Source organism: Acinetobacter piscicola, assembly GCF_002233755.1.
Taxonomy (GTDB): Bacteria; Pseudomonadota; Gammaproteobacteria; order Pseudomonadales; family Moraxellaceae; genus Acinetobacter; species Acinetobacter piscicola.
In genome coordinates this window covers 51,400-71,505 of record NZ_KZ268709.1, presented here as the reverse complement: position 1 = coordinate 71,505, position 20,106 = coordinate 51,400, and the positions used below count along the sequence as shown (strand labels likewise).

Sequence of the window (20,106 nt, the reverse complement as noted above, 5' to 3'; positions counted from 1 at the left end):
AATTAAACTGCGACAGGTAATGCTGATCAGTTAAGCATTTTTAAATCCTCCCCAACCCTCCTTTTCTTGCGCCATATATGGCTCAGGGCTAGGGGAGATTCTTAAATGAGTAATCACTAAATTACTCTTAACTAATCAGTATTAAACCGCAACAGGGGCTTTAATTGCAGGATGGGATTCATAACCCACAATTTCAATATCTTCAAATTTGAAATCGAAAATGTCTTTGACTTCAGGATTTAACTTTAATTGACATAATGATAACGGGTCACGTGTTAACTGTAGTTGAGCTTGTTCAAAATGATTAACATATAAATGTGTATCACCACCTGTCCAAACGAAATCACCTACACCTAAGCCACAGACTTGCGCAATCATATGGGTAAGCAATGCATAGCTGGCAATATTAAATGGCACACCTAAGAACACATCAGCACTGCGTTGATATAACTGACAAGAGAGTTTTCCGTCCTGAACGAAGAATTGGAAAAGCGTATGACATGGTGGTAATGCAACATTACCTGCTTCATTCGGATTCCAACCTGAAACGATTAAACGGCGTGAGTTTGGATTGGTTTTGATTTCATTGATCAACCATTTGATTTGATCAAAACCATCATTTTCATACAAACCATTGTCTAATTTAGTTGCGCCAAAGTTACGCCATTGATGACCATAGACTGGTCCTAATTCACCTTCAGAGCGTCCAAAACGGGCAGTTTGTTCTGCTGTAGACCATTCATCCCAAATAGACACTTTATGGTCTTTTAAATATTGAACATTGGTATCGCCTTTTAAAAACCACAATAGTTCAATGACGATAGAACGGAAATGCACTTTCTTTGTGGTCAGTAAAGGGAAACCTTTTGAAAGGTCAAAACGCATTTGATGACCAAATACAGAACGTGTACCTGTACCTGTACGATCACCTTTGTCACCGCCATTGTCTAGGATATGTTGTAAGAGGTCTAAATACGCTTTCATAAATTTTCCAATCTGAGGGTGAATCATTGCAACAAGAGAGATAGATTCTATAGTTTGAACAAGGATTCACACTGCTTTTAAATGACACCTGAGTTTATACTAAACTGAAGTTTTTTTTAAGACTGATTGATTCTGCCTAAGCATTTTCACTCTAAGTTTTTATCTTTATTCTGCTTAAAATCGCTGTTCTATCAAAAATTGATAATTGCGCTATGAATAGCAATTTAAGTAAGTTTTCAGATTTGTAACGTGCTTTAAAACAAAAATATCCATGAATGAAAGATTTACAAGCGACAAAGTTTGGGTGAGCAAAATTTACAATTTTTGCGCAAATTAATTTTGCTGAGGAAATTTTGTTGATGGAGGATTTTATGAATATTCACTTTCATTGAAGTGATAGACGCTTATAGATTTTTATAAGCTTTTTATTTTAAAAATGATGAGGTTAGAGCGTTGTTGAAGGTTGAGTAAATCTAAAAATGTGACTGAATTGACATTAAAAGCTATTGATTCAATTGAGTTAATTTTTTACCAATATGGCTTAGAGTGTATTTTTTGTTGCGTACATATTTTGATCAAATAGATCCAAAAGGGCAGAGCCACAATTTCATTGGTTTCAGTCATTTAAAAATGTACAAATGAGATTTATTAACACTTACATATTTTTTTACATGTTTTTAATCTACTTTTTAAGTTTCGCTGATTAGTATGCTTTGCTTATGAAATGTTGTTATTGGTTTTTACAAGGTGTTTTAACCAATTCATGATGCGAAGTTTGAGGATTAGGCATGATTTACGACCATAATGTTAATATGAATGAATACGTGAGCCCCACGGTTCATATTCAAGTACGATCGGAAAATCAAAATAATACATTCCAACCAGAACAATACTTAAGAAACAAAGCATTAGAAAATTTTAAAAACCAAACTGAAAATTTTAAACAAGAAAGCCTGATTGATATTGAAAAATTCACTCAAAAGCTCGTCAGTATGTCACGTAGTACCACAGCGCATCGTTGTGCACGATATGTGCGTATTGCTTTGCAATCGGCGGGTGCACGTTTTTCTGATCATCCAGTCGCAGCTTCAGATTGGGGAAGTACTTTGACTGAAATTGGTTATAAGAAGATCCGCCCTGATTTTGATAATCCGCAAGAAGGCGACATTTATATTATCAATAGAACTAGCCGCCATCGTTATGGGCATATTGCAGGATTTACTGGTTCACAATGGGTTTCAGACTTTAGACAGCGTAGTTATGATGTTTATAAAGATCCAAACGTGACGTATGAATATTACCGTTTAAATGCTTAACTTAATCTTCTTATTATGTAAATGACACCTGAGATTGATTTAACGTCAGTTCGGGATAAACTCTGATGTAAGTTATTGAAAAGATAGATCAGGCACAACGGAGTCTTACCGTTTAAAGTCAGATGTAAGGATTAACCTTCGGTTCGACCTACTTTTCTTTCGGGAAAAGTAGGCAAAACCACTTGTCAGTCGCCAACTCGACAGATACTATCAAGTACCTAATATATCGCAAAAACAGTATATTACAAATGTAGCCCTGCCTCGAACAATGCGACTGACGTTTCCGCGTATCATATAATTGGAAACATATCTTATCCCGAGCTCAGGTTGATTTATTTTACGGACTAACCATTTGTGGAATAGATAAAAAAGGAAGCGTTTTGAATAGACCGCTTCCTTTTTTATTCAAAGCGTTTTTGGCGACTTTCGTAAATTGAAACAACAAACAGACCTAAAGCAACAAATCCTAAAGCTTGAATAGCTGTATAGAGCTTATTGGCGTTGGGTAAAAGAAAGACTAAGATTGAAAAAGTGAATATTGGAAAGACAGCAAATAAAATTTTATAAAGCTTGAGATATGGCGTACCCATTGCGATTTTAATGGATATATTTCTAAGCACATGGATAGAAATACCAATCGCTAAACTTGCGAGGGTAAATATAGGGCTGAGTTTTTCAAAGGTTGAACAATAATAAATGATTGCACAGGTGATGACTGAAACCATCAATTTAATTTGTCGAGTACAGCGTTCTGAGTACCAAAAATCTAATAACATATTGAGTAATTGTCATAAAATAAAAAGAAATCATTTTGACTGATAATGTTGCTATGAACAGCCATATAAATCATCAAAATGATAGGGGGATGTATGGTTTAGTTTTGTTCAGGCGTATTCTTATTCAATAATGCCAATGGAGAGAAAATACAGACTGCCAAAGCCATAAATGCAACGCCTTGAGCACCAGGAATCAAGATTTCACCATTGTTCATATTTTTAAAAATAAGCGCTAAAAGAATCGCAATTGGAATCCAAGTGAGCAAGCGATAAAGTAAGCCTGTTGGATTTTTTGCTGCAAAATGCACTTTGCAATAACGGCAGATTAAAAAAATAATCCCAGTACCTGCAAACAGTAAGATGTTGTCTAATGTTAAAGGCTGGTACCAGTAAAGTGCGATTGAAGCGATTGCAATCACAATAAAGAATGCCAATTTCTTAGCAATGGCTACTTTAGGATCAAACCAAAATTCAAGCATAATCAATCAACGTGTCAATGTTATGTGTACTTTAACATAGTCGGAATAATGAGACACTTGCTCATTATTCCCGAATCAATTTAGTTCAGTGTTGTCTTTTGAGGGCCCCAATCAAAGATTTTCTTTTGATATGCGTACCAAATTAACCATACTCCAATCAAAATCATGGGTAGTGACAGCATTTGTCCTTTGGTCATCCATCCAAACAAGATATAGCCTTGATCTGCATCAGGTTCACGGAAGAATTCCATAAAGAAGCGAGCACAACCATAACCCATTAAAAAGACAGCTGAAACTGCATAACGTGGGCGTGGTTTTGCACTATAGAACCACAGGATTATAAACAGTAATAAACCTTCGCAAAGAGCTTGATAAATTTGTGAAGGATGTCGAACCAATTGCAATGGATCTGTTGGGAAGATCATACCCAAAGCAAAGTTTGGATCAGTCACTTGGCGACCATATAACTCACCACCAATAAAGTTACCAATACGACCAAACATTAAACCTGTAGGTACACAAGGTGCAATAAAATCAAGGGTTTCAAACCATGTCTTTTTGTATTTATGACACCACAATAACATGGCAATCATCACACCAAGGAAACCACCGTGGAAGCTCATACCGCCAGTCCAGACTTTAAACAGCCAAATTGGATCTGCAAGAAATTTATCAAATTCGTAGAAAATAACGTAACCAAGACGACCACCGAGTACTACACCGAGTGCGCCGTAGAAAACGAGATCTGAAACCATTTCTGAGTCCCAGTTATCTCGCTGTTTCGCGCGATATGTTGCAAGTCCCCAAGCACATAAAAATGCCAATAAGTACATGAGTCCATACCAATGGACTTTGACAGGCCCCAAAGCGATTGCAATGGGGTCAATATTCGGGTAGGTGAGCATTCCTATTCCTTGATTATATATTTCGCACAGATTTTAGCTGAAAGATGTGAAAAATGTTGTACATTCAATGTGTAAAGTTCATGGAGTGTATTTATGTGTATTGTGGCATTGGCTTGGCAAGTTTTGGATGATTTTCCTGTCTGTCTCATTTCAAATCGTGATGAGTTTTATCAGCGTCCGACGTCACAACTGCACCAATGGCCAAAAAGCCAAATTATTGCAGGACAAGACTTACAATCAGGTGGAACATGGATGGGTGTAACTCAACAAGGACGTTGGGCAGTTATTACGAATTATCGTGATGGAGCAGATCAACGAGGTTATCCAACGTCTCGTGGTCATTTGATCCAAGCCTTTTTAGAATCAGAACAAACACCGATTCGTTTTGCACAACAATTAGAACAATCACAAATGAATTACGCAGGTTTTAATTTATTTATTGGGGATCAACATCAAGCTGTTTATATGAGTAATCGTGGTGAAGCACCGCAGGTTTTATCCAAAGGTGTATTTGTGGTTTCTAATGGGCTCATGTCTGATGACTGGGAAAAGACCCAACATTTGCGCAAACGGTTTACTCAAGAATTTTTGCCAATGATGCAGCTGCCTTCAACGCCAGAAGCAGATTTAGAATATGCTGTGTGGGATATTTTAGAAGATGAACGAAAAATAATTCCAGACTTATTACCAAGTACGGGAATCAATTTAGAAATGGAAGAATTATTGTCTTCTACTTTTATTCAAAGTCCAATTTACGGGACACGTTGCTCCAATTTTTTAAGAATAAGCAAATCAGATATAGATTGGGTGGAAAAGACCCAACAAGGTGAACATCAAGGTGATTTTGTGCAAATCAAATTGCCCATGATTGAAAAAAACACGTGTTGATATTAAGCCTCTTGCCATAGTCAAAAAAACAAGAAATTAGCAGTAATATGAATATTAAAAGTCTCTTCTCTCTCTGGGATAATGAATATTGTTCAACAAAAGAATGAGAGGATTTATCATATAAATCCTCTCCCTAACCCTCTCCTTTATAAAGGAGAGGGAACTTCCTTTGTAAATCAATGTCTATCACAACTCGACTTACGAAATAAGTCTAGTGAAACAACACATATTGAAAATGAAAGCTTCTGATACAAAATTCAAGGCAAATTCAAAGTCTTAACCTGCAATCAAACCGCCATCTTTACGCGTAATTACAACTGTTGCTGAGCGTGGACGAGCTGTTTTATTGTTTGGATCTTTTTGTGTCGCAGGCCAATGACTGGTTGGTGTGCTATAAGACTTCGAATCTTCACCAGGGTGTTGAACATTGATAAAGATGGCTTTAAAGTCAGGTGTCATGGTTACACCTGTGATTTCACATTCTTTAGGGCCCGTCAGGAAGCGACGTAAGTTTTCATCGGTTACTTTTGCTCCAACGATGGTTTCTTGTCCTGCTGAAGTTGTCGCTTTAGCACCGTCACCCACTTTACCCGGTAGGGCAGCGAGCATCATACAGTTTGTAGTGTCTGTATATGCGCCATCATCGGTTTGAATCCACAATACACCACGTGGATCGAACCACATACCATCTGGAGAAGATAAATCATTATTATCATTCAAACCAGAAAGGTTGATGTTGCTTGCCATTTTTGCCTCAGCACCGAATAAGTAAATATCCCAAGTGAAGCTTTCAGCTGTGGTTTTGTTGTCTTTTTCATGGAAACGGATAATGTGACCATTCACATTGCCTTTACCACCTTCAGGATCAACATAGTTACGAGGGTTTGCTGCATCTAAGGCATGTGCAGTACCACGGTTTGAGTTGTTAGTCAGTGTAACGTAGACTTCGCCATTTTCAGGATTGACAGCAACCCATTCTGGACGATCCATTTTGGTTGCACCGACTGCATCACCTGCTAAACGAGCGAAAGTGGTTACTTCAGCTTGTGATTTAAAAGGATAAACTGCATTGGTATTGGTTAAACCATTTTTACCATAGGCAAGTTCAATCCATTGTCCAGTACCATCATTATTAAACTTAGCAACATACAGCTTGCCTGAGTTCATGTATTTGTCACCAGCACGGTAGCCACCATTAACATCTTTGGCATCCCATTTTGCATCAGAAACAAACTTGTAGATGTACTCACCACGAGAGTCATCGCCCATATAGAAAGCAAGGTTTTCACCTTCGATTAAACGGCTTGCACGACAGTCTTCATGCGCAAAACGTCCTAAAGAGGTACGTTTTACTGGGTTTTGACTACGATCAAAAGGGTCAATTTCAACGATCCAGCCAAAGGTATTTGCACTATTGCGATAGTCTTGTGTCGCTGAATTTGCTGTTACAGATGCGTTCCAGCGGTCATATAAATCTTGTTCTTGCAATGAACCAATTGCTGTCTCCCAGCCGTAACGAGAGCTTGCACCATCTTTTAAACCATAGCGATTGAGCGCCACAATTTCAGCAGCTGTACGTTTTGCATCATCACCTTTATTACGCACGAAGTAACCAATATAGTTTTCTTCAGTCGTTAAATATGTTCCCCACGGTGTATAACCATTACCACAGTTATTATGTGTACCACGGGTTTGTTTTGCTACTGGAGAATATTTGGTTGTAACTAACTCACTACCTGCCACGATACCGCCAAAGTCCATAACTGTTGCAGCTGTAATACGACGATTTAACACAGAGTTTTTAACGATTTCAACCTTCTGAGTTTTACTGTCTTTCTTTAACTCAATAATCGAAACACCATGTGCGTTCACTTCACGAATCACTTCGTCTTCAGGGCGGCGACCATCGACTTTGGTTGCGCCTTTAGGGTGTAAAAATGTCGGATTGATGTACTCATGATTCATGACTAATAAACCACGATCAGCAGCTTTTGCATCATACTTTTGCGTTGAGCCATTTAGGCCAAAATAACTCATACCGTCATGGCAATCGCCTGAGCGGAATTGAAAACTTAAACCTGTTGGAACGTTATTATCATCCCATTCTGTATATGCAGGGTTAATTGAGTCGCCCATTGCATAAAGCACATTTGCTTCATAGCCTTCAGGAACTGTAACGATATCATTTAGATTTTTTGCAACTGGTTTGAACGTTAACTTTTCAGGTTTTTTAATCGTTGTTGGTGGTGTTGTACTTGAATTGTCATCATCATTACAGCCTGTGAGGCTTGATGCCAAAGCCAATGCTGCTGCACCGCTTGCTGTTTTTGTAATGAGACTACGGCGAGAGATACGTTGTTCTAAAATGTCGCGAAAATGAATATTATTTGAAGTGTTATTGTCTAACTCTTGTTCTTCATGATATGGCGTGAGGTCGGTCATGATGCTTTCCTTTGGCTTAAAGTAATTGATAAATAAAATATTTAATAAGCCATAGACCATAGCGGAGTAATATGTAAGCTTTCTTACGTTTATATTTAATATTGGTTAAATTTAAGCTTTATTTAAGTTTGAAATTTTTTAAGCAATTTTTTGATGGGGAAGGGAAAGCATTTAAGTTTTTATTGAGAACATTGTGTTTTATGTTTTAGCGAAGCCTTAAATATAAAAAGCGATTTATAGGGACGTAATGCTGATCAATTAAGCCTTTTAAAATCCTCCCCTTGCGGAGCATGCTCCTCACCTTTGATAAAGGAGGGATGAGCAGCACTGCTACGCAAGGAATCTAAAATTATTTTAAATTCTCAATAGTTCCCCTCTTTTTCCTTGCGCCATAAATGGCTCAGGGTTAGGGGAGATTCTTAGATGAGTAGCTACTAAATTATAAATTACTCTTAACTGACTGGCATTAACTTATAGTGAAGTCGCTTTTTATGATGTTTAGACTATTCCATTGCGATTTAAGCTTCAGTTTTATGACGCTTTTCAATTAATTTACCAAATAATAAGCCAAGCTCAAACAGCATCCACATAGGAATTGCTAACATAATCATTGAAATTGCATCAGGTGGCGTAATAAACATTGAAATGAAGAAACATCCAACAATAATAAAACGACGTTTTTCTGCAAGTGTTTTTGTCGAAACGAGACCCACTAAAATCAGGATCAGCGTGATAATTGGAATCTCAAAAGTCACACCAAAAACCAAAAATAGTTTTAAACAAAAGTTAAGATAGCTATTGATATCTGTCATGGGTGCAACAGTTTCAGGAGAAACACTCATGAAGAAATGTAAGATTGATGGCAAGGCAACAAAGTAGGCAAAAGCTATGCCTGAATAAAACAGAACAATACTGCCAAATAACAATGGAAAGGCGAGATTCTTTTCCTTTTCATATAAAGCAGGTCGAATAAATGCCCATAATTGATAAATAATAAAAGGCATTGCCAACATCAGCGCAATAAAGAAATTCAACTTAAAAGGTGCCATAAATGTCGCGGTGACATCTGTTGCAATCATGGTTGAATTTGCAGGAAGTTGCTTTCTGAGAGGTTCAGATAAGGCGATATAGGTTTTATTGGCAAAGGGCAATAAACAGAAAAAAATCAGCAATAATGCACCAACAATTTTGAATAAATGCTTACGTAACGCAACAAGGTGTTGGGTAATCGGCATTGCTTCAAGTTGCGGTTGTTCAGCATCTTGGTTTTTTTCTGTTGTTGTTTGAATTTGAGGTACTAGAGAATCTGTCATACAGCCACCTTGAATTCAGCTGTATTCATCTTTTGGATATCTACAGTTTTGATCGTTTGATGCGTACAGTTGCGTTGATCGAGCCAAATTTTTGCCATATAACTTGAAGGAACCACAGTGTTTAACTGAGTGAAACCAGTAAAAGTATAAGAGAAATTTTTATTATTCGATGGCGCTGCTTGTCTTTGTTGCTCTGCAGCAAGTATGGATTGTTGTTGTAACTCATTCATTTGAGCTTGCATTTTTTGCTCAAGCTCTTGAATGCGTTTCATTTCTTGCTGCATTTGCTCACGGAATTCGGAAAGACGTAATTCACGGTCAATATCATTTTGAACACTCGTAATGGCTCGCTTAAATTTGCTATACCATTTAGCAGCAAAACGTGCAGCTTCAGGAAGTTTTTCAGGACCAAGCACTAAAAGTGCAATGATCCCAAAAACGAGTAATTCAGAAAAACCGACATCTAACATGATTCTACGCCTCTACGATTAATGTTTTACAGTAGAGTTCACATCAGTATTGGTATTTTGATGTTCTAATGTACGGGCTTCAGTATTTGAAGCAGCAGTGGTTTCTTCATCTTTAATTGATTTTTTAAAGTCTTTTACTGCACCACCTACATCTTTACCGAGATTTTTAAGCTTAGAAGTACCGAACAATAAAATCACGACAATTGCAAAAATCAGTACGTGCCAAATTGATAATCCTGCCATCATTTATTTCCTTTTAAAAATATTAATTTTTTCCACTATAACAAACTAAAATGACAAAAATATGTCTTGTATAATTTAATTGATACAATTAGACAGGTTGTTGTTGCGTCGTACAATGAATACCGCCACCGCCAGCAGCAATATAATCAATATTAATCTGTACGATGCTTCTATTTGGGAACAATGATTGAAGCTTTTGCTTCGCTTCAGCATCTGCAACAGCATCCCCAAATTCAGGCATGATCACTGCATTATTACATACATAATAATTGATATAGCCAGCAGCAAAGTCTTCACTCGGATTTTTTACTCGAAGTGTCGTAGGTGCTTGTAATTCTATAACTTTGATTGGTTTGCCTTTGGCATCTGTTGCTGTTTTTAAGATTTCAAGATGACGTTTGGTCACAGCATGATCATAAGATGCAGGGTCGCTATCGTAAGCGGCAACAACTACGCCTTCACTGACAAAACGAGCATAAAAGTCGGTATGACCATCTGTAATGTCTTTGTCTTTAATACCCGGCAACCAAATGACTTTGTTAATCCCAAGACAGCGTTTCAATTCGGCTTCGCAAGCTGCTTTTGTAATCCCTGGATTTCGGTTGTCATTCAACACACAGCTTTCGGTGATAATGGCTGTACCTAGGCCATCAACTTCAATACCACCACCTTCAAGGGTTAATGTGGAGGTGACGCGATCAATATTCACATTACTCAGCATTTGTGCCGCAACAGTTTTATCGTTATTGTGACTTTGTTTTTTGCCCCAACCATTAAAATTAAAATCGATACCTGTCAGTTTATTCTGAGCATTTTTTACAAAGACTGGACCCGTGTCACGTGCCCAGAAATCATCCATAGTACCTGTAACCAAAGTAATATTTGAATGATTCAATTTTGCTCGTGCAATATCCATTTCGTTGGCACGAACCAATATAGAAACAGGTTCAAAAGCTGCAATACTAAGTGCAATTCTAGCTAAATCATCACGTAAACCATTGATATTAGCAGGCTCATGAACTTGATCAGACGCTCCAAATACCATCCATGTACGCGTATGTGGCTCAGCTTCATCAGGCATGGTTCCGATAATAGTCGGATTTGTACCTGATCCTCCTGTAGACCCCCCTCCAGTTGAAGATGAATCATCATCGTCACCACTACCGCCACATCCTGTAAGGACTAAAGCACCAACTGCGACGGATAAACCTAAAAATTTTCTACGTGTTACATTGGTCATCATGGAATCCTTTTCCTGTTTCTATTCTTTGCTCTAAATCCTAATGACTCTTGGTTTATAAATATCGAGTTATTATTCATTGTCGCTCAATTTGGGAGGCTTTATTCATACTAGAGGGAATTTTTTAAGAGTTAAATTATTCCAATACTCATGAAGTAAGACTAAAGTTTTATTTAAGAAGAATACGTGAACATATTATGAAATATTCATATAAGTTTGTTGGATTTTTGTGTTGATTTTTGATTTTAATAGCCTGTGTTGGAGAAGATATAATGAGCTATATTACTTGTAAAATACTAGATAACACACTTTTTTAGATTGTATTAAACGACAGCTTAGTGCTGTATGTTAACATGAATTTTCTACCGATTGAGATGCATGCTGTGGCTTTGTTATTTCCACTTTTGTCTTTTATTTGTGGGTTATTACTGGCAAATACGGCCTTAAATATACAATTAAAATCATTATTATCCAGCTTACTAGCACGTTTATTTATCCCTATTGTGATTATTTACAATATGGTTTTTTATAAATCGGGCAGCATAGGTTTAATTCTATTTAGTTTCTTTGCGTGCATCATTTTATTCTTTATTTTTTTAGTACTGTCAAAAGACCGTTTAAGTTCATTGTGTTTTAGCTATACCAATATGGCTTGGTTGGGTTTTCCTATTGCAATGGCATTGTTTGGGCCAGAAAATAGTATCGCCATGATTCCGCTTTATATTGGTGTTTCTATTTTTGGCAATTCTTGGGCAGTGACTTCAATTAGCTCAGAATCCCAATCCATTCTCACGATTCTAAAAAAAATGCTGCAATCGCCACCTGTTGTCGCATTGATTGTCGCTGGTGTGCTTCGTTGTTTTGATGTGCAACAGTTTCAAAATTATATTCTCATTGATTGGATTTATAGCGCAGCGAAATGGTGCATGAGTTTTGCAGGGATGTGTGTTTTGGGAATGTGGTTGCGTAAAACCAAAGTGCATGTTGACGATTTATGGTGGAGTGTTCGTGTTGCACTGTTGAAATTACTTTGTGGTGCAGCGCTTTGTGCTATGGCTTATTATTTCTTTGCAATTCCACATATCGATGATTATATCGGGGTGATGTTTCTGATGTTCTGTCTACCACCAGCCGCCAATATTGTGGCATTGGAAACGCATTATCATGGCACAGGTATTTCAGCAAAATACATTGCTTCCGGAACCATTGTAAGCTGTGTAGTGTGTGTGATTTATGGGGTGGTGGTGCATGTGTTGTAGAGAATTATAATAACAATAAGGAAAAGTTTTCTTCCCTTTGGAAGGGATTGAGGGAGGATATAGTATAGACCTCACCCTAACCCTCTCCTACAAGGAGAGGGGATTTACAAGGTTTTACTTTTCCAAACTTGCTTTAAATAATTGCATTGCTTGACCACGATGGCTGATTTTATTTTTGTCCTCTTTGCTCATTTCAGCACTAGAAATACCCAGTTCAGGTAACCAGAACAGCGGGTCATAGCCAAAACCATTTTCACCACGTGCTTGTTCTAAAATTTCCCCTTGCCAAATGCCTTGAAAAATTTGTGGAAGTGGGTCATCTGCATGTTGAACCAAAGCCAGTACGCAAACAAACATACCTTCAATTACGCTACCATCTTGACGATAAGCTTTTAAATTTTCTAATAGTTTTACATTATTCGCAGCATCATCACCATGTTCACCTGCATAGCGAGCTGAATAGATTCCAGGTGCACCACCTAAAATTGGCACACAAATACCTGAGTCATCTGCAATCGCAGGTTTTCCTGAAATACGGCTTGCGTGACGTGCTTTGATAATGGCGTTTTCAATAAAGCTTAAACCATCTTCAATCGCATCTTCGATATTGAGTTTTCCTTGTGGAACCACGTCTACAGGCAAATTTAACTCGGCAAACATTTTTTCAAATTCAGCAATTTTACCTTTGTTATTACTTGCGAGTACCAATGTTCCTTGGGATAACCAATCTTGTGCAGACATTTGAATTGCTCTGATTTTGAATAATGTGGCGTATTTTAGCTGATTCTATAAGTAGAATAGATATATATTGTCGTTATTCATAAGTGAATTATAACTTTATTTAGAATTCTGATTTAATTTGAGTTAGATAAGAAGTTTTTTAAATCATTGATTAAATCTTGAAATACAATATCTGGTTCAGAAGAAGTATAGCCTTCTGAACTAAGGTAAAATTGGTCATCATAATAGTTCAATAATTCAAAAAGCTCTTTACTTTCGATCACATTTGAGAAGTGTAAAAGTTTTTGAATTAGAGAACGTTGAGCTTCTTTGATTGAAAACAAACTTAAGTTCTTGTTTATATAATCTTTCAATAGATCATTAATTATTTTTTCTGTTAAGGTTTGAGAAAAAATATTTTTAGACATCTTTTTAAAGTGCGTTACAACTTCTTTTGGTTTTGAGAAAAAACATATTTCTAATGCTAGGACATTGGATGAGTCTGCTTCTAAAGTTGCAATAGCCCATTCTTGAATTTCTTCAGGTTTGATAGTTTTAAGTTCAAGTCTAGCTTTGAATATAGCTGCGTCAACGTTACTCATTAGATAGTCTAGATTTCAATTTCAAAAGATTATTTTTAAACTAACAAAAAAACCGACTTAAATATAGGTCGGTTTTTTGGATCTAGTAAGGCATCTTAGAATCAGACTTACTGGGCTTGAATCCATTGGTCTGCACGTTGAGTTGCAGTACGAATTTGATCTTGAGTTAAGTTCGCAGCCAATGCAGTTTTCTTGCTTTGAGACATATTGATGACTTTATTATCTAACATACCATCACGAGTCGAAAGCTCATACCACTGGTAAGCACCCATGTAGTTTTTCTTTTGCTCTTCCATCACCGCTAAGTTAAAGCTTGCGCGGTTATCGCCGTGACTTGCTGCTTTTTCAAAGTATTGACGAGCAGAAGTTTCACTTTTAGAAACACCAAGACCATCTGCATACATACGACCAACATTGAGCTGAGCAGCAGAAACACCTTGATCAGCTGCAGCTTTATACCAAACAAAAGCTTGTTTAAGGTCTTTAGAAACACCACCTGTTCCCGCTTGGAGGTGAGTCGCTAAATAAAATTGTGCTGCTGGCTGTCCAGATTTAGCTGCTTTTTGCAAATCGGCAACATTCATATGTGCATATTGTGCAGCCATTTGAGAAACAGAGGGCTGCTGTTGAGAGACATATTCTGCATGAGCTTGAATGTTTAACAGCCCAAAAAATAATGTACTACCTAATAATATTTTTTTCATAGAGCGCTCACTCGATAAATAGCGACTTCGCCGAACAAATTCGGTACAGCTTTACTTAAAAAGCTTCCTTGTTGGTTCCCATTTACAGCGAGTCGATCAATAATTTGAATCTGATTTTCTGCACACAGTGCTTCAAAATCACGAAAGGTGCATAAGTGGATATTTGGCGTATTGTACCACATATACGGTAATGCATCAGAAACAGGCATCATCCCTTTAAGTGCAAGGAAAGAACGAGTCTTCCAGTATGCAAAATTAGGAAAAGTAATGATGGCTTGTTTCCCCACACGCACCATATCGCGTAATAACACATCAGGTGCATCTACAGCTTGCAAAGCTTGTGCCATAACCACATAGTCAAAAGACTGGTCAGCAAAGCGTCCCAAACCGAGATTTAAGTCTTGTTGAATAATATTTAACCCTTTGCTTACAGCAATTGCAATCTTTTCTTGGTCTATTTCTAAGCCATAAGCACGAATTTGCTGCTTTTTGCCTAGCTGTGCCAATAATTCACCATCGCCGCAACCTAAATCGAGCACACTTGCACCGGGTGTAATCCATTTTTCAGATAGTTGTTGATCTATACGCATTACAATGCCTCCTTCGGTGTCGCTTTGAGGTGTTCAGGACCACCTAAAAAAGCACGTAATGTTTTTACATATAATGGAATAGGGAATAAGAAGGAGTCATGTCCTTGTTCTGCATCGATATCGATATAACTGACAGACTTATGATTGCTGATGAGTGAATCTACAATTTCTTGTGAACGTTGTGGGGTAAAACGCCAGTCTGTGGTGAATGACACCACCAAGAATCGACATTTTGTATTGGCCATGGCTTTTTTGAGTGACAATTCATATTCACGAGATGGATCAAAATAATCCAAAGCTTTGGTCATGATCAAATAAGTGTTGGCATCAAAGTTACGACTGAATTGCTCACCTTGATAGCGCAAGTAACTTTCGACTTGGAATTCAACATCGAAACCATACATAAATTTGCCCGATTTTAAGTCACGACCAAATTTTTGTTTCATGGCTTCTTCGGACAGGTAGGTAATATGTCCGACCATGCGTGCCAAGATTAAGCCACGCTTTGGATAGCTATCATGTTCTAAATAACGACCATTGTGAAAATCAGGATCAGATAAAATCGACTGACGTGCCACTTCGTTAAAGGCAATATTTTGCGCTGAAAGTTTTGGCGCACTAGCAATAATCACGCAATTCTTTAAGCGATCAGGATAATCTACAGACCACTGTAAAGCTTGCATTCCACCTAAAGATCCACCAATCACTGAATACCAAATATCAATACCTAAACGGTCAGAAAGCATGGTCTGCGTTTTCACCCAGTCTCGTACTGTGACTAAAGGGAAATCTGGGCCATAGGGGCGATTTTCATTTTCAGGGTTCGGTGAAGTGGGGCCAGTTGAGCCATTACAACCCCCAATATTGTTTAAAGCAACAACAAAAAATTTCGAGGTATCAATCGCTTTATTCGGACCAATACATGCATCCCACCAACCTGCTTTTTTATCATCTTCATGATGATAACCCGCTGCATGGTGATGACCTGAAAGGGCATGACAAATCAAAATTGCATTGGATTTATCAGCATTGAGCTCACCATAGGTTTCAACCATGATTTCAAAACGTGGTAAAATACGGCCACATTCTAGCTCTAAAGGTTCTTCAAATTGGAACTTTTGCGGGGTGATTACACCCACCGAGTCAGCTGGAAAAGACACAGAAATAATTCGCCTTAAAATTTTGGTAGGTAGAATAAATTACTGATGTTACGCACATCTACGTCATCATTATTGCTAATAAATTAATGATATGAAAGTAATTTTGCAATAGCGTCTGAGTATTAAAGTTTATTTCTAGGCTTAAGCTTTAACGCAAGAAAGGATACCACTTGGGACATCCTTTCTAAAGTCATTTAATTGATATTGCTTATATAGATATGGCTTATACGGCAGCAGCAATCACTTGCTCAGTGCTTAATACACCTTGATCAATCAAACGGTTGGTTGCGGCAATAATCGCTTCAATCGATGAGGTGACGATATTGTCATGTACACCTGCACCAAATGCAGATTTACCTGTACCTTGTACTTGAAGTTCAATTAAAGCGAGTGCTTTGGCATGTGCGCCAGAACTGATACTGCGTTCTTCATAGTTAACGACATCAATTGGTAATTGAAGCGCATTTAAGATTGCAGAAATCGGGCCATTGCCTTCACCACGTAAATGCTGCACTTCACCATTTACAACCACATCAAGTTCAATCACTTGGTTGCCATTATCATCAGATAATCTGTAGTTTTTGGCAGCATAATGCGCATCTTTTATTTCAACATAAGTGTCTTGGAATAAGGTCCAGATTTGTTGAGCTGAAACTTCAACACCTTCGTCATCTGCAACTTGTTGAACGATTTGCGAGAATTCAATTTGTAAACGACGAGGTAATACCACGTTGTAGTTGGACTCTAATAAGTAAGCTATACCGCCTTTACCAGACTGTGAGTTGACACGAATCACTGCGTCATAGTCACGACCTAAGTCTTTCGGGTCGATTGGCAAGTAAGGCATATCCCAAATTTCTTCGTTCTTTTGGTATTCAAAGCCTTTTTTAATCGCATCTTGGTGAGAACCTGAGAATGCTGTAAAGACCAAATCACCTGCATATGGGTGACGAGGGTGTACAGGTAAGCCTGTACATTCTTCAATAGTTGCAATGATTTCATTGATATTTGAGAAATCTAATTCACATGCCACGCCTTGGGTGTACATGTTCAAAGCAATTGCTGCAACGTCTACATTACCAGTACGTTCACCATTGCCAAAGACACAACCTTCGACACGGTCAGCACCCGCCATGATTGCCAATTCAGATGCAGCGATACCACAACCACGGTCGTTATGACAGTGTACAGAAATAATCACACCATCACGGCGTTGTAAATTACGGTGCATCCATTCAATTTGGTCTGCATAAACGTGTGGGCCTGAAACTTCAACCGTTGCAGGTAAGTTCAAGATCACTTTATTCTCAGGAGATGCTTCCCAAATTTCAGTGACAGCATCACAAACATCTTTAGCAACTTCTAGTTCCGTTGCCGTAAAACATTCTGGGCTGTATTGGAAAATAAAATCAGTTTCAGGCTGTTTTGCAGCATATTCTTTGACTTTGGTTGCTGCATTGATTGCCAATTGTTTTGCACCAGCCACGTCAACATTCAAGACTTTTTGGCGGAAGGTTGGTGAGTTTGCATTGTAAATATGCACAATGGCACGTTTTGCACCTTGCAAAGACTCAAAAGTACGTGCAATCAAATGGTCACGTGCTTGTACTAAAACCTCAATATAAACATCTTCTGGAATATGACCTTCTTCAATTAATTTACGTGTGAAGTCAAAGTCAACTTGTGATGCTGAAGGGAAACCAATTTCAATATGTTTAAAGCCAATTTTCACCAACATCTGGAACATTTTGAATTTTTGTTCAATGTTCATCGGTTCGAAAATCGCTTGGTTACCATCACGAAGGTCGGTACTCATCCAAATCGGCGCTTTATTGATTTCATTGTTTGGCCATTGACGGTCAGGCAAGTCAACACGTTGGTACATGCGACGATATTTTTTACTTGGATCAGCCAACATCATGAGATAACTCCTTGTGTAGTTGTCGTTGCTCGTATCTTGGGTAAAGGCAACTTACTACTCTATAGATTGTGTCTATTCACGCAATTTACAAGTATTTTTCGGAGTATATTCGCCTAAAGTGGCATAAAATTATGGATGGAAATAACATCACATAAAGTCAGACTCTGACTGCTTGTAAATGGTTTAACTTAAGCTTAATTGTAAAACAGATGGTTCGGGAATAATTTTCTTAATTTGCACTATTTAATCGAATTAAGAGAAAAATTTTCTTTAAAATCGTTAATCTTGGAAAATGTATTCTTGATTAATCTCATTTACGGTAGCCGTTCCCATCAAAGCCATAGTAATCTCAAATTCTTCCTTTAAGATTTTGATGACATGAGCAACACCTAAAGCACCTGCAACTGCCAGTCCATAAATCGCTGGACGACCAATCAATACAGCAGAAGCACCGAGTGCTAAGGCTTTAAATACATCTGTTCCACGGCGAACACCACCATCCAATAACAATGGAAAATCACTCGGTACAACGGTTTTTATTTTTTCTAAGGCTTTAAGTGGAGAAATGGCCGTATCTAAAACACGTCCGCCATGATTGGAAATGATTAAACCTTTCACACCAATATTTACTGCTTTTTTTGCATCTAAAGGGTGGAGCACACCTTTTAAAATAACAGGCAAATCTGTATTGGCAATGATAAATTCAATATCTGCCCATTTGGGTGCAATATGCATGAGTCCGTTAAAAACAGGATGTTGATCTTCTGTTATTTCAGGCAAAGGAATGTGAGTCGGCGTATGCGGATGCTGCATACCTTCTGGCAGTTGAAAGAAAACACGACGCTCACGATCTCGGATACCGGTATGCGGTGAATCTACCGTAATCACAATCGCTTTAAAGTTTTGTTGTTCTGCGAGCTTAATCAGAGCTAATGATTTTTCGCGATCCCCTTGCCAATAGAGCTGAAACCATTTGTATGGATTTTCTTTTTTTAGATTTTGAATATTGGTATTGGTAAATGTACTTAAAACAAAATTACTGCCTAAAACTTCAGCAGCAAGAGCAGAAGCAGCCTCAGCATCGCTATGAAAGAGTTGTTGATGTCCAATCGGTGCTAAAAAGATCGGATGTGGGAATTTTTGTCCTAAAATCTCACATGCAGTATCGCCTTGCGTTAGGTCATTTAATAAACGTGGAATAAGTTGAATATTTTTAAACTGTTGCAGATTGTCTCGGACACTATATTCATCCATAGCACCGCCTTGTAGGTAATGCCAAGTATTTACAGCTAAATGCTTTTCTGCTTGTTGTTCATAGTCTGCAATGGTTTGTAAATAAGCAGGGATTTGTGCAAAAGGAGGCAGAATTTTTTTAGAATCCATGTGGTTCATAAGTCACCCCATTGTCTTAATAGATTATGATAATGACTGGTTAGACTGACGGTTTCTTCTGAATCACCGTACTTTTGGCGCAGTTGCATAATGGTCATATCTAGATTGAATAACATGCTGCGTTGCCAATCATCTTTGACCATGCTTTGTATCCATGTAAATGCTGCAATACGTTTGCCCGAAGTTACAGGTTCAACCCGATGCAAGCTGGTTGCAGGGTAGAGTATGGCATCGCCAGCATTGAGTTTAACTTCGTGAGTTCCATAATTGTCCTCAACGACCAATTCACCGCCTTCATATTCTTCAGGTTCTGATAAAAATACCGTTATAGATACGTCGGTACGGATCGGTTGTCCTGTTTCTGATGAATATTGCACGGCATTGTCTACATGATTGCCATAGTTTCCTGAGTCTTGGTAGCAATTCAGCATTGGCATTAAACAGTGTCGTGGTAATGCTGCTGATTGAAACATTGCTTGCTGTTTGAGTGCTGTGAGAATAAACGGTGCAATATTTTGATAAATTTCTGAATGGACATCGACTTGTAGATTATTTTTGATGGACTGAGCCTGCGAGCCAGCACTTTTTTTACCATCTATCCATGCTGTTGAATGGTCTAGTCTGTGACGAATATCGATAACCTGTTGTTTGGTCAAAACGTCAGGGATATGCAGCATCATGGTTCAGTTTTCCCAAGATTTA

General features: G+C 37.9%; 20 protein-coding genes. 3 read left to right on the top strand and 17 right to left on the bottom strand.

The features are described 5' to 3' along the window. Positions 1 to 141: 141 nt before the first annotated feature. On the bottom strand, positions 142 to 984 hold the full coding sequence (gene thyA / locus CDA10_RS04515) for a thymidylate synthase (RefSeq protein ID WP_089604299.1): 843 nt from the start codon (positions 982 to 984) through the stop codon (positions 142 to 144). Between the two features lie 788 nt (positions 985 to 1,772). On the opposite strand from thyA, the gene CDA10_RS04510 reads away from it, so the two are divergent. Then, the gene (locus CDA10_RS04510) at positions 1,773 to 2,300 is read left to right on the top strand and encodes a CHAP domain-containing protein (protein WP_089604298.1); all 528 of its coding nucleotides are present in this window, start codon (positions 1,773 to 1,775) and stop codon (positions 2,298 to 2,300) included. A gap of 401 nt (positions 2,301 to 2,701) precedes the next feature. On the opposite strand, the gene CDA10_RS04505 is transcribed toward CDA10_RS04510, so the two are convergent. From CDA10_RS04505 to lgt, 3 genes are all read right to left on the bottom strand, one after another. Beyond that, the gene (locus CDA10_RS04505; RefSeq protein ID WP_089604297.1) at positions 2,702 to 3,076 is read right to left on the bottom strand and encodes a hypothetical protein; all 375 of its coding nucleotides are present in this window, start codon (positions 3,074 to 3,076) and stop codon (positions 2,702 to 2,704) included. 98 nt (positions 3,077 to 3,174) lie between these two features. Further along, complete coding sequence (locus tag CDA10_RS04500; RefSeq protein ID WP_089604296.1) at positions 3,175 to 3,555, bottom strand: hypothetical protein; 381 nt, start codon at positions 3,553 to 3,555, stop codon at positions 3,175 to 3,177. A gap of 80 nt (positions 3,556 to 3,635) precedes the next feature. Continuing rightward, complete coding sequence (lgt, locus tag CDA10_RS04495) at positions 3,636 to 4,460, bottom strand: prolipoprotein diacylglyceryl transferase (RefSeq protein ID WP_089604295.1); 825 nt, start codon at positions 4,458 to 4,460, stop codon at positions 3,636 to 3,638. Between the two features lie 93 nt (positions 4,461 to 4,553). Here lgt and CDA10_RS04490 point away from each other — a divergent pair, with 93 nt between their 5' ends. Next, positions 4,554 to 5,348, top strand: a complete 795-nt coding sequence (locus CDA10_RS04490; RefSeq protein WP_089604294.1) for an NRDE family protein — start codon at positions 4,554 to 4,556, stop codon at positions 5,346 to 5,348. 276 nt (positions 5,349 to 5,624) lie between these two features. On the opposite strand, the gene CDA10_RS04485 is transcribed toward CDA10_RS04490, so the two are convergent. From CDA10_RS04485 to CDA10_RS04465, 5 genes are all read right to left on the bottom strand, one after another. After that, positions 5,625 to 7,790 carry a PhoX family protein gene (locus tag CDA10_RS04485; protein ID WP_089604293.1) on the bottom strand — a complete coding sequence of 722 codons (2,166 nt, stop codon included), beginning with the start codon at positions 7,788 to 7,790 and terminating at the stop codon, positions 5,625 to 5,627. A gap of 518 nt (positions 7,791 to 8,308) precedes the next feature. Next, positions 8,309 to 9,103 carry a twin-arginine translocase subunit TatC gene (gene tatC, locus CDA10_RS04480; RefSeq protein WP_089604292.1) on the bottom strand — a complete coding sequence of 265 codons (795 nt, stop codon included), beginning with the start codon at positions 9,101 to 9,103 and terminating at the stop codon, positions 8,309 to 8,311. Further along, on the bottom strand, positions 9,100 to 9,573 hold the full coding sequence (gene tatB / locus CDA10_RS04475; protein ID WP_089604291.1) for a Sec-independent protein translocase protein TatB: 474 nt from the start codon (positions 9,571 to 9,573) through the stop codon (positions 9,100 to 9,102). The genes tatC and tatB overlap by 4 nt, the downstream gene beginning before the upstream one ends. An 18-nt stretch (positions 9,574 to 9,591) precedes the next feature. Continuing rightward, on the bottom strand, positions 9,592 to 9,816 hold the full coding sequence (gene tatA / locus CDA10_RS04470; RefSeq protein WP_089604290.1) for a Sec-independent protein translocase subunit TatA: 225 nt from the start codon (positions 9,814 to 9,816) through the stop codon (positions 9,592 to 9,594). 88 nt (positions 9,817 to 9,904) lie between these two features. Continuing rightward, entirely contained in the window at positions 9,905 to 11,056 is a 1,152-nt protein-coding gene (locus tag CDA10_RS04465) for an agmatine deiminase family protein (protein WP_089604319.1), read from the bottom strand. Positions 11,057 to 11,439: 383 nt separating this feature from the next. On the opposite strand from CDA10_RS04465, the gene CDA10_RS04460 reads away from it, so the two are divergent. Then, the gene (locus CDA10_RS04460) at positions 11,440 to 12,315 is read left to right on the top strand and encodes an AEC family transporter (protein WP_089604318.1); all 876 of its coding nucleotides are present in this window, start codon (positions 11,440 to 11,442) and stop codon (positions 12,313 to 12,315) included. Between the two features lie 114 nt (positions 12,316 to 12,429). Here CDA10_RS04460 and rdgB read toward each other — a convergent pair whose 3' ends face one another. The 8 genes from rdgB to CDA10_RS04420 all read right to left on the bottom strand — a co-directional run bounded on the left by rdgB (position 12,430) and on the right by CDA10_RS04420 (position 20,084). Then, on the bottom strand, positions 12,430 to 13,056 hold the full coding sequence (gene rdgB / locus CDA10_RS04455; protein ID WP_089604289.1) for an RdgB/HAM1 family non-canonical purine NTP pyrophosphatase: 627 nt from the start codon (positions 13,054 to 13,056) through the stop codon (positions 12,430 to 12,432). A gap of 113 nt (positions 13,057 to 13,169) precedes the next feature. Next, positions 13,170 to 13,637, bottom strand: a complete 468-nt coding sequence (locus tag CDA10_RS04450) for a hypothetical protein (RefSeq protein WP_089604288.1) — start codon at positions 13,635 to 13,637, stop codon at positions 13,170 to 13,172. 107 nt (positions 13,638 to 13,744) lie between these two features. Next, positions 13,745 to 14,341 carry a tetratricopeptide repeat protein gene (locus CDA10_RS04445; protein WP_089604287.1) on the bottom strand — a complete coding sequence of 199 codons (597 nt, stop codon included), beginning with the start codon at positions 14,339 to 14,341 and terminating at the stop codon, positions 13,745 to 13,747. Next, positions 14,338 to 14,931, bottom strand: a complete 594-nt coding sequence (gene metW / locus CDA10_RS04440; protein WP_089604286.1) for a methionine biosynthesis protein MetW — start codon at positions 14,929 to 14,931, stop codon at positions 14,338 to 14,340. Before metW ends, CDA10_RS04445 begins: the two co-directional genes overlap by 4 nt. Further along, a complete protein-coding gene (gene metX, locus CDA10_RS04435) occupies positions 14,931 to 16,091 on the bottom strand; it encodes a homoserine O-succinyltransferase MetX (RefSeq protein ID WP_089604285.1) in 1,161 nt (386 codons plus the stop codon). Before metX ends, metW begins: the two co-directional genes overlap by 1 nt. A 223-nt stretch (positions 16,092 to 16,314) precedes the next feature. Further along, the gene (gene leuA / locus CDA10_RS04430; RefSeq protein WP_089604284.1) at positions 16,315 to 18,012 is read right to left on the bottom strand and encodes a 2-isopropylmalate synthase; all 1,698 of its coding nucleotides are present in this window, start codon (positions 18,010 to 18,012) and stop codon (positions 16,315 to 16,317) included. A 279-nt stretch (positions 18,013 to 18,291) separates the two neighbouring features. Next, the gene (locus CDA10_RS04425) at positions 18,292 to 19,395 is read right to left on the bottom strand and encodes an alpha-hydroxy acid oxidase (RefSeq protein ID WP_089604317.1); all 1,104 of its coding nucleotides are present in this window, start codon (positions 19,393 to 19,395) and stop codon (positions 18,292 to 18,294) included. Positions 19,396 to 19,400: 5 nt separating this feature from the next. Beyond that, entirely contained in the window at positions 19,401 to 20,084 is a 684-nt protein-coding gene (locus tag CDA10_RS04420; RefSeq protein ID WP_089604283.1) for a Fe2+-dependent dioxygenase, read from the bottom strand. Positions 20,085 to 20,106 lie beyond the last annotated feature (22 nt).

Coding starts and splice junctions, on each gene's coding strand:
- CDA10_RS04425 (WP_089604317.1), bottom strand. CDS start 19,395: ATGGATTCTAAAAAAATTCTGCCTCCTTTTGCACAAATCCCTGCTTAT.
- CDA10_RS04445 (WP_089604287.1), bottom strand. CDS start 14,341: ATGAAAAAAATATTATTAGGTAGTACATTATTTTTTGGGCTGTTAAAC.
- CDA10_RS04505 (WP_089604297.1), bottom strand. CDS start 3,076: ATGTTATTAGATTTTTGGTACTCAGAACGCTGTACTCGACAAATTAAA.
- CDA10_RS04510 (WP_089604298.1), top strand. CDS start 1,773: ATGATTTACGACCATAATGTTAATATGAATGAATACGTGAGCCCCACG.
- CDA10_RS04420 (WP_089604283.1), bottom strand. CDS start 20,084: ATGATGCTGCATATCCCTGACGTTTTGACCAAACAACAGGTTATCGAT.
- tatB (WP_089604291.1), bottom strand. CDS start 9,573: ATGTTAGATGTCGGTTTTTCTGAATTACTCGTTTTTGGGATCATTGCA.
- tatA (WP_089604290.1), bottom strand. CDS start 9,816: ATGGCAGGATTATCAATTTGGCACGTACTGATTTTTGCAATTGTCGTG.
- CDA10_RS04450 (WP_089604288.1), bottom strand. CDS start 13,637: ATGAGTAACGTTGACGCAGCTATATTCAAAGCTAGACTTGAACTTAAA.
- leuA (WP_089604284.1), bottom strand. CDS start 18,012: ATGATGTTGGCTGATCCAAGTAAAAAATATCGTCGCATGTACCAACGT.
- tatC (WP_089604292.1), bottom strand. CDS start 9,103: ATGACAGATTCTCTAGTACCTCAAATTCAAACAACAACAGAAAAAAAC.
- CDA10_RS04500 (WP_089604296.1), bottom strand. CDS start 3,555: ATGCTTGAATTTTGGTTTGATCCTAAAGTAGCCATTGCTAAGAAATTG.
- thyA (WP_089604299.1), bottom strand. CDS start 984: ATGAAAGCGTATTTAGACCTCTTACAACATATCCTAGACAATGGCGGT.
- CDA10_RS04485 (WP_089604293.1), bottom strand. CDS start 7,790: ATGACCGACCTCACGCCATATCATGAAGAACAAGAGTTAGACAATAAC.
- rdgB (WP_089604289.1), bottom strand. CDS start 13,056: ATGTCTGCACAAGATTGGTTATCCCAAGGAACATTGGTACTCGCAAGT.
- metW (WP_089604286.1), bottom strand. CDS start 14,931: ATGCGTATAGATCAACAACTATCTGAAAAATGGATTACACCCGGTGCA.
- CDA10_RS04490 (WP_089604294.1), top strand. CDS start 4,554: ATGTGTATTGTGGCATTGGCTTGGCAAGTTTTGGATGATTTTCCTGTC.
- CDA10_RS04465 (WP_089604319.1), bottom strand. CDS start 11,056: ATGACCAATGTAACACGTAGAAAATTTTTAGGTTTATCCGTCGCAGTT.
- lgt (WP_089604295.1), bottom strand. CDS start 4,460: ATGCTCACCTACCCGAATATTGACCCCATTGCAATCGCTTTGGGGCCT.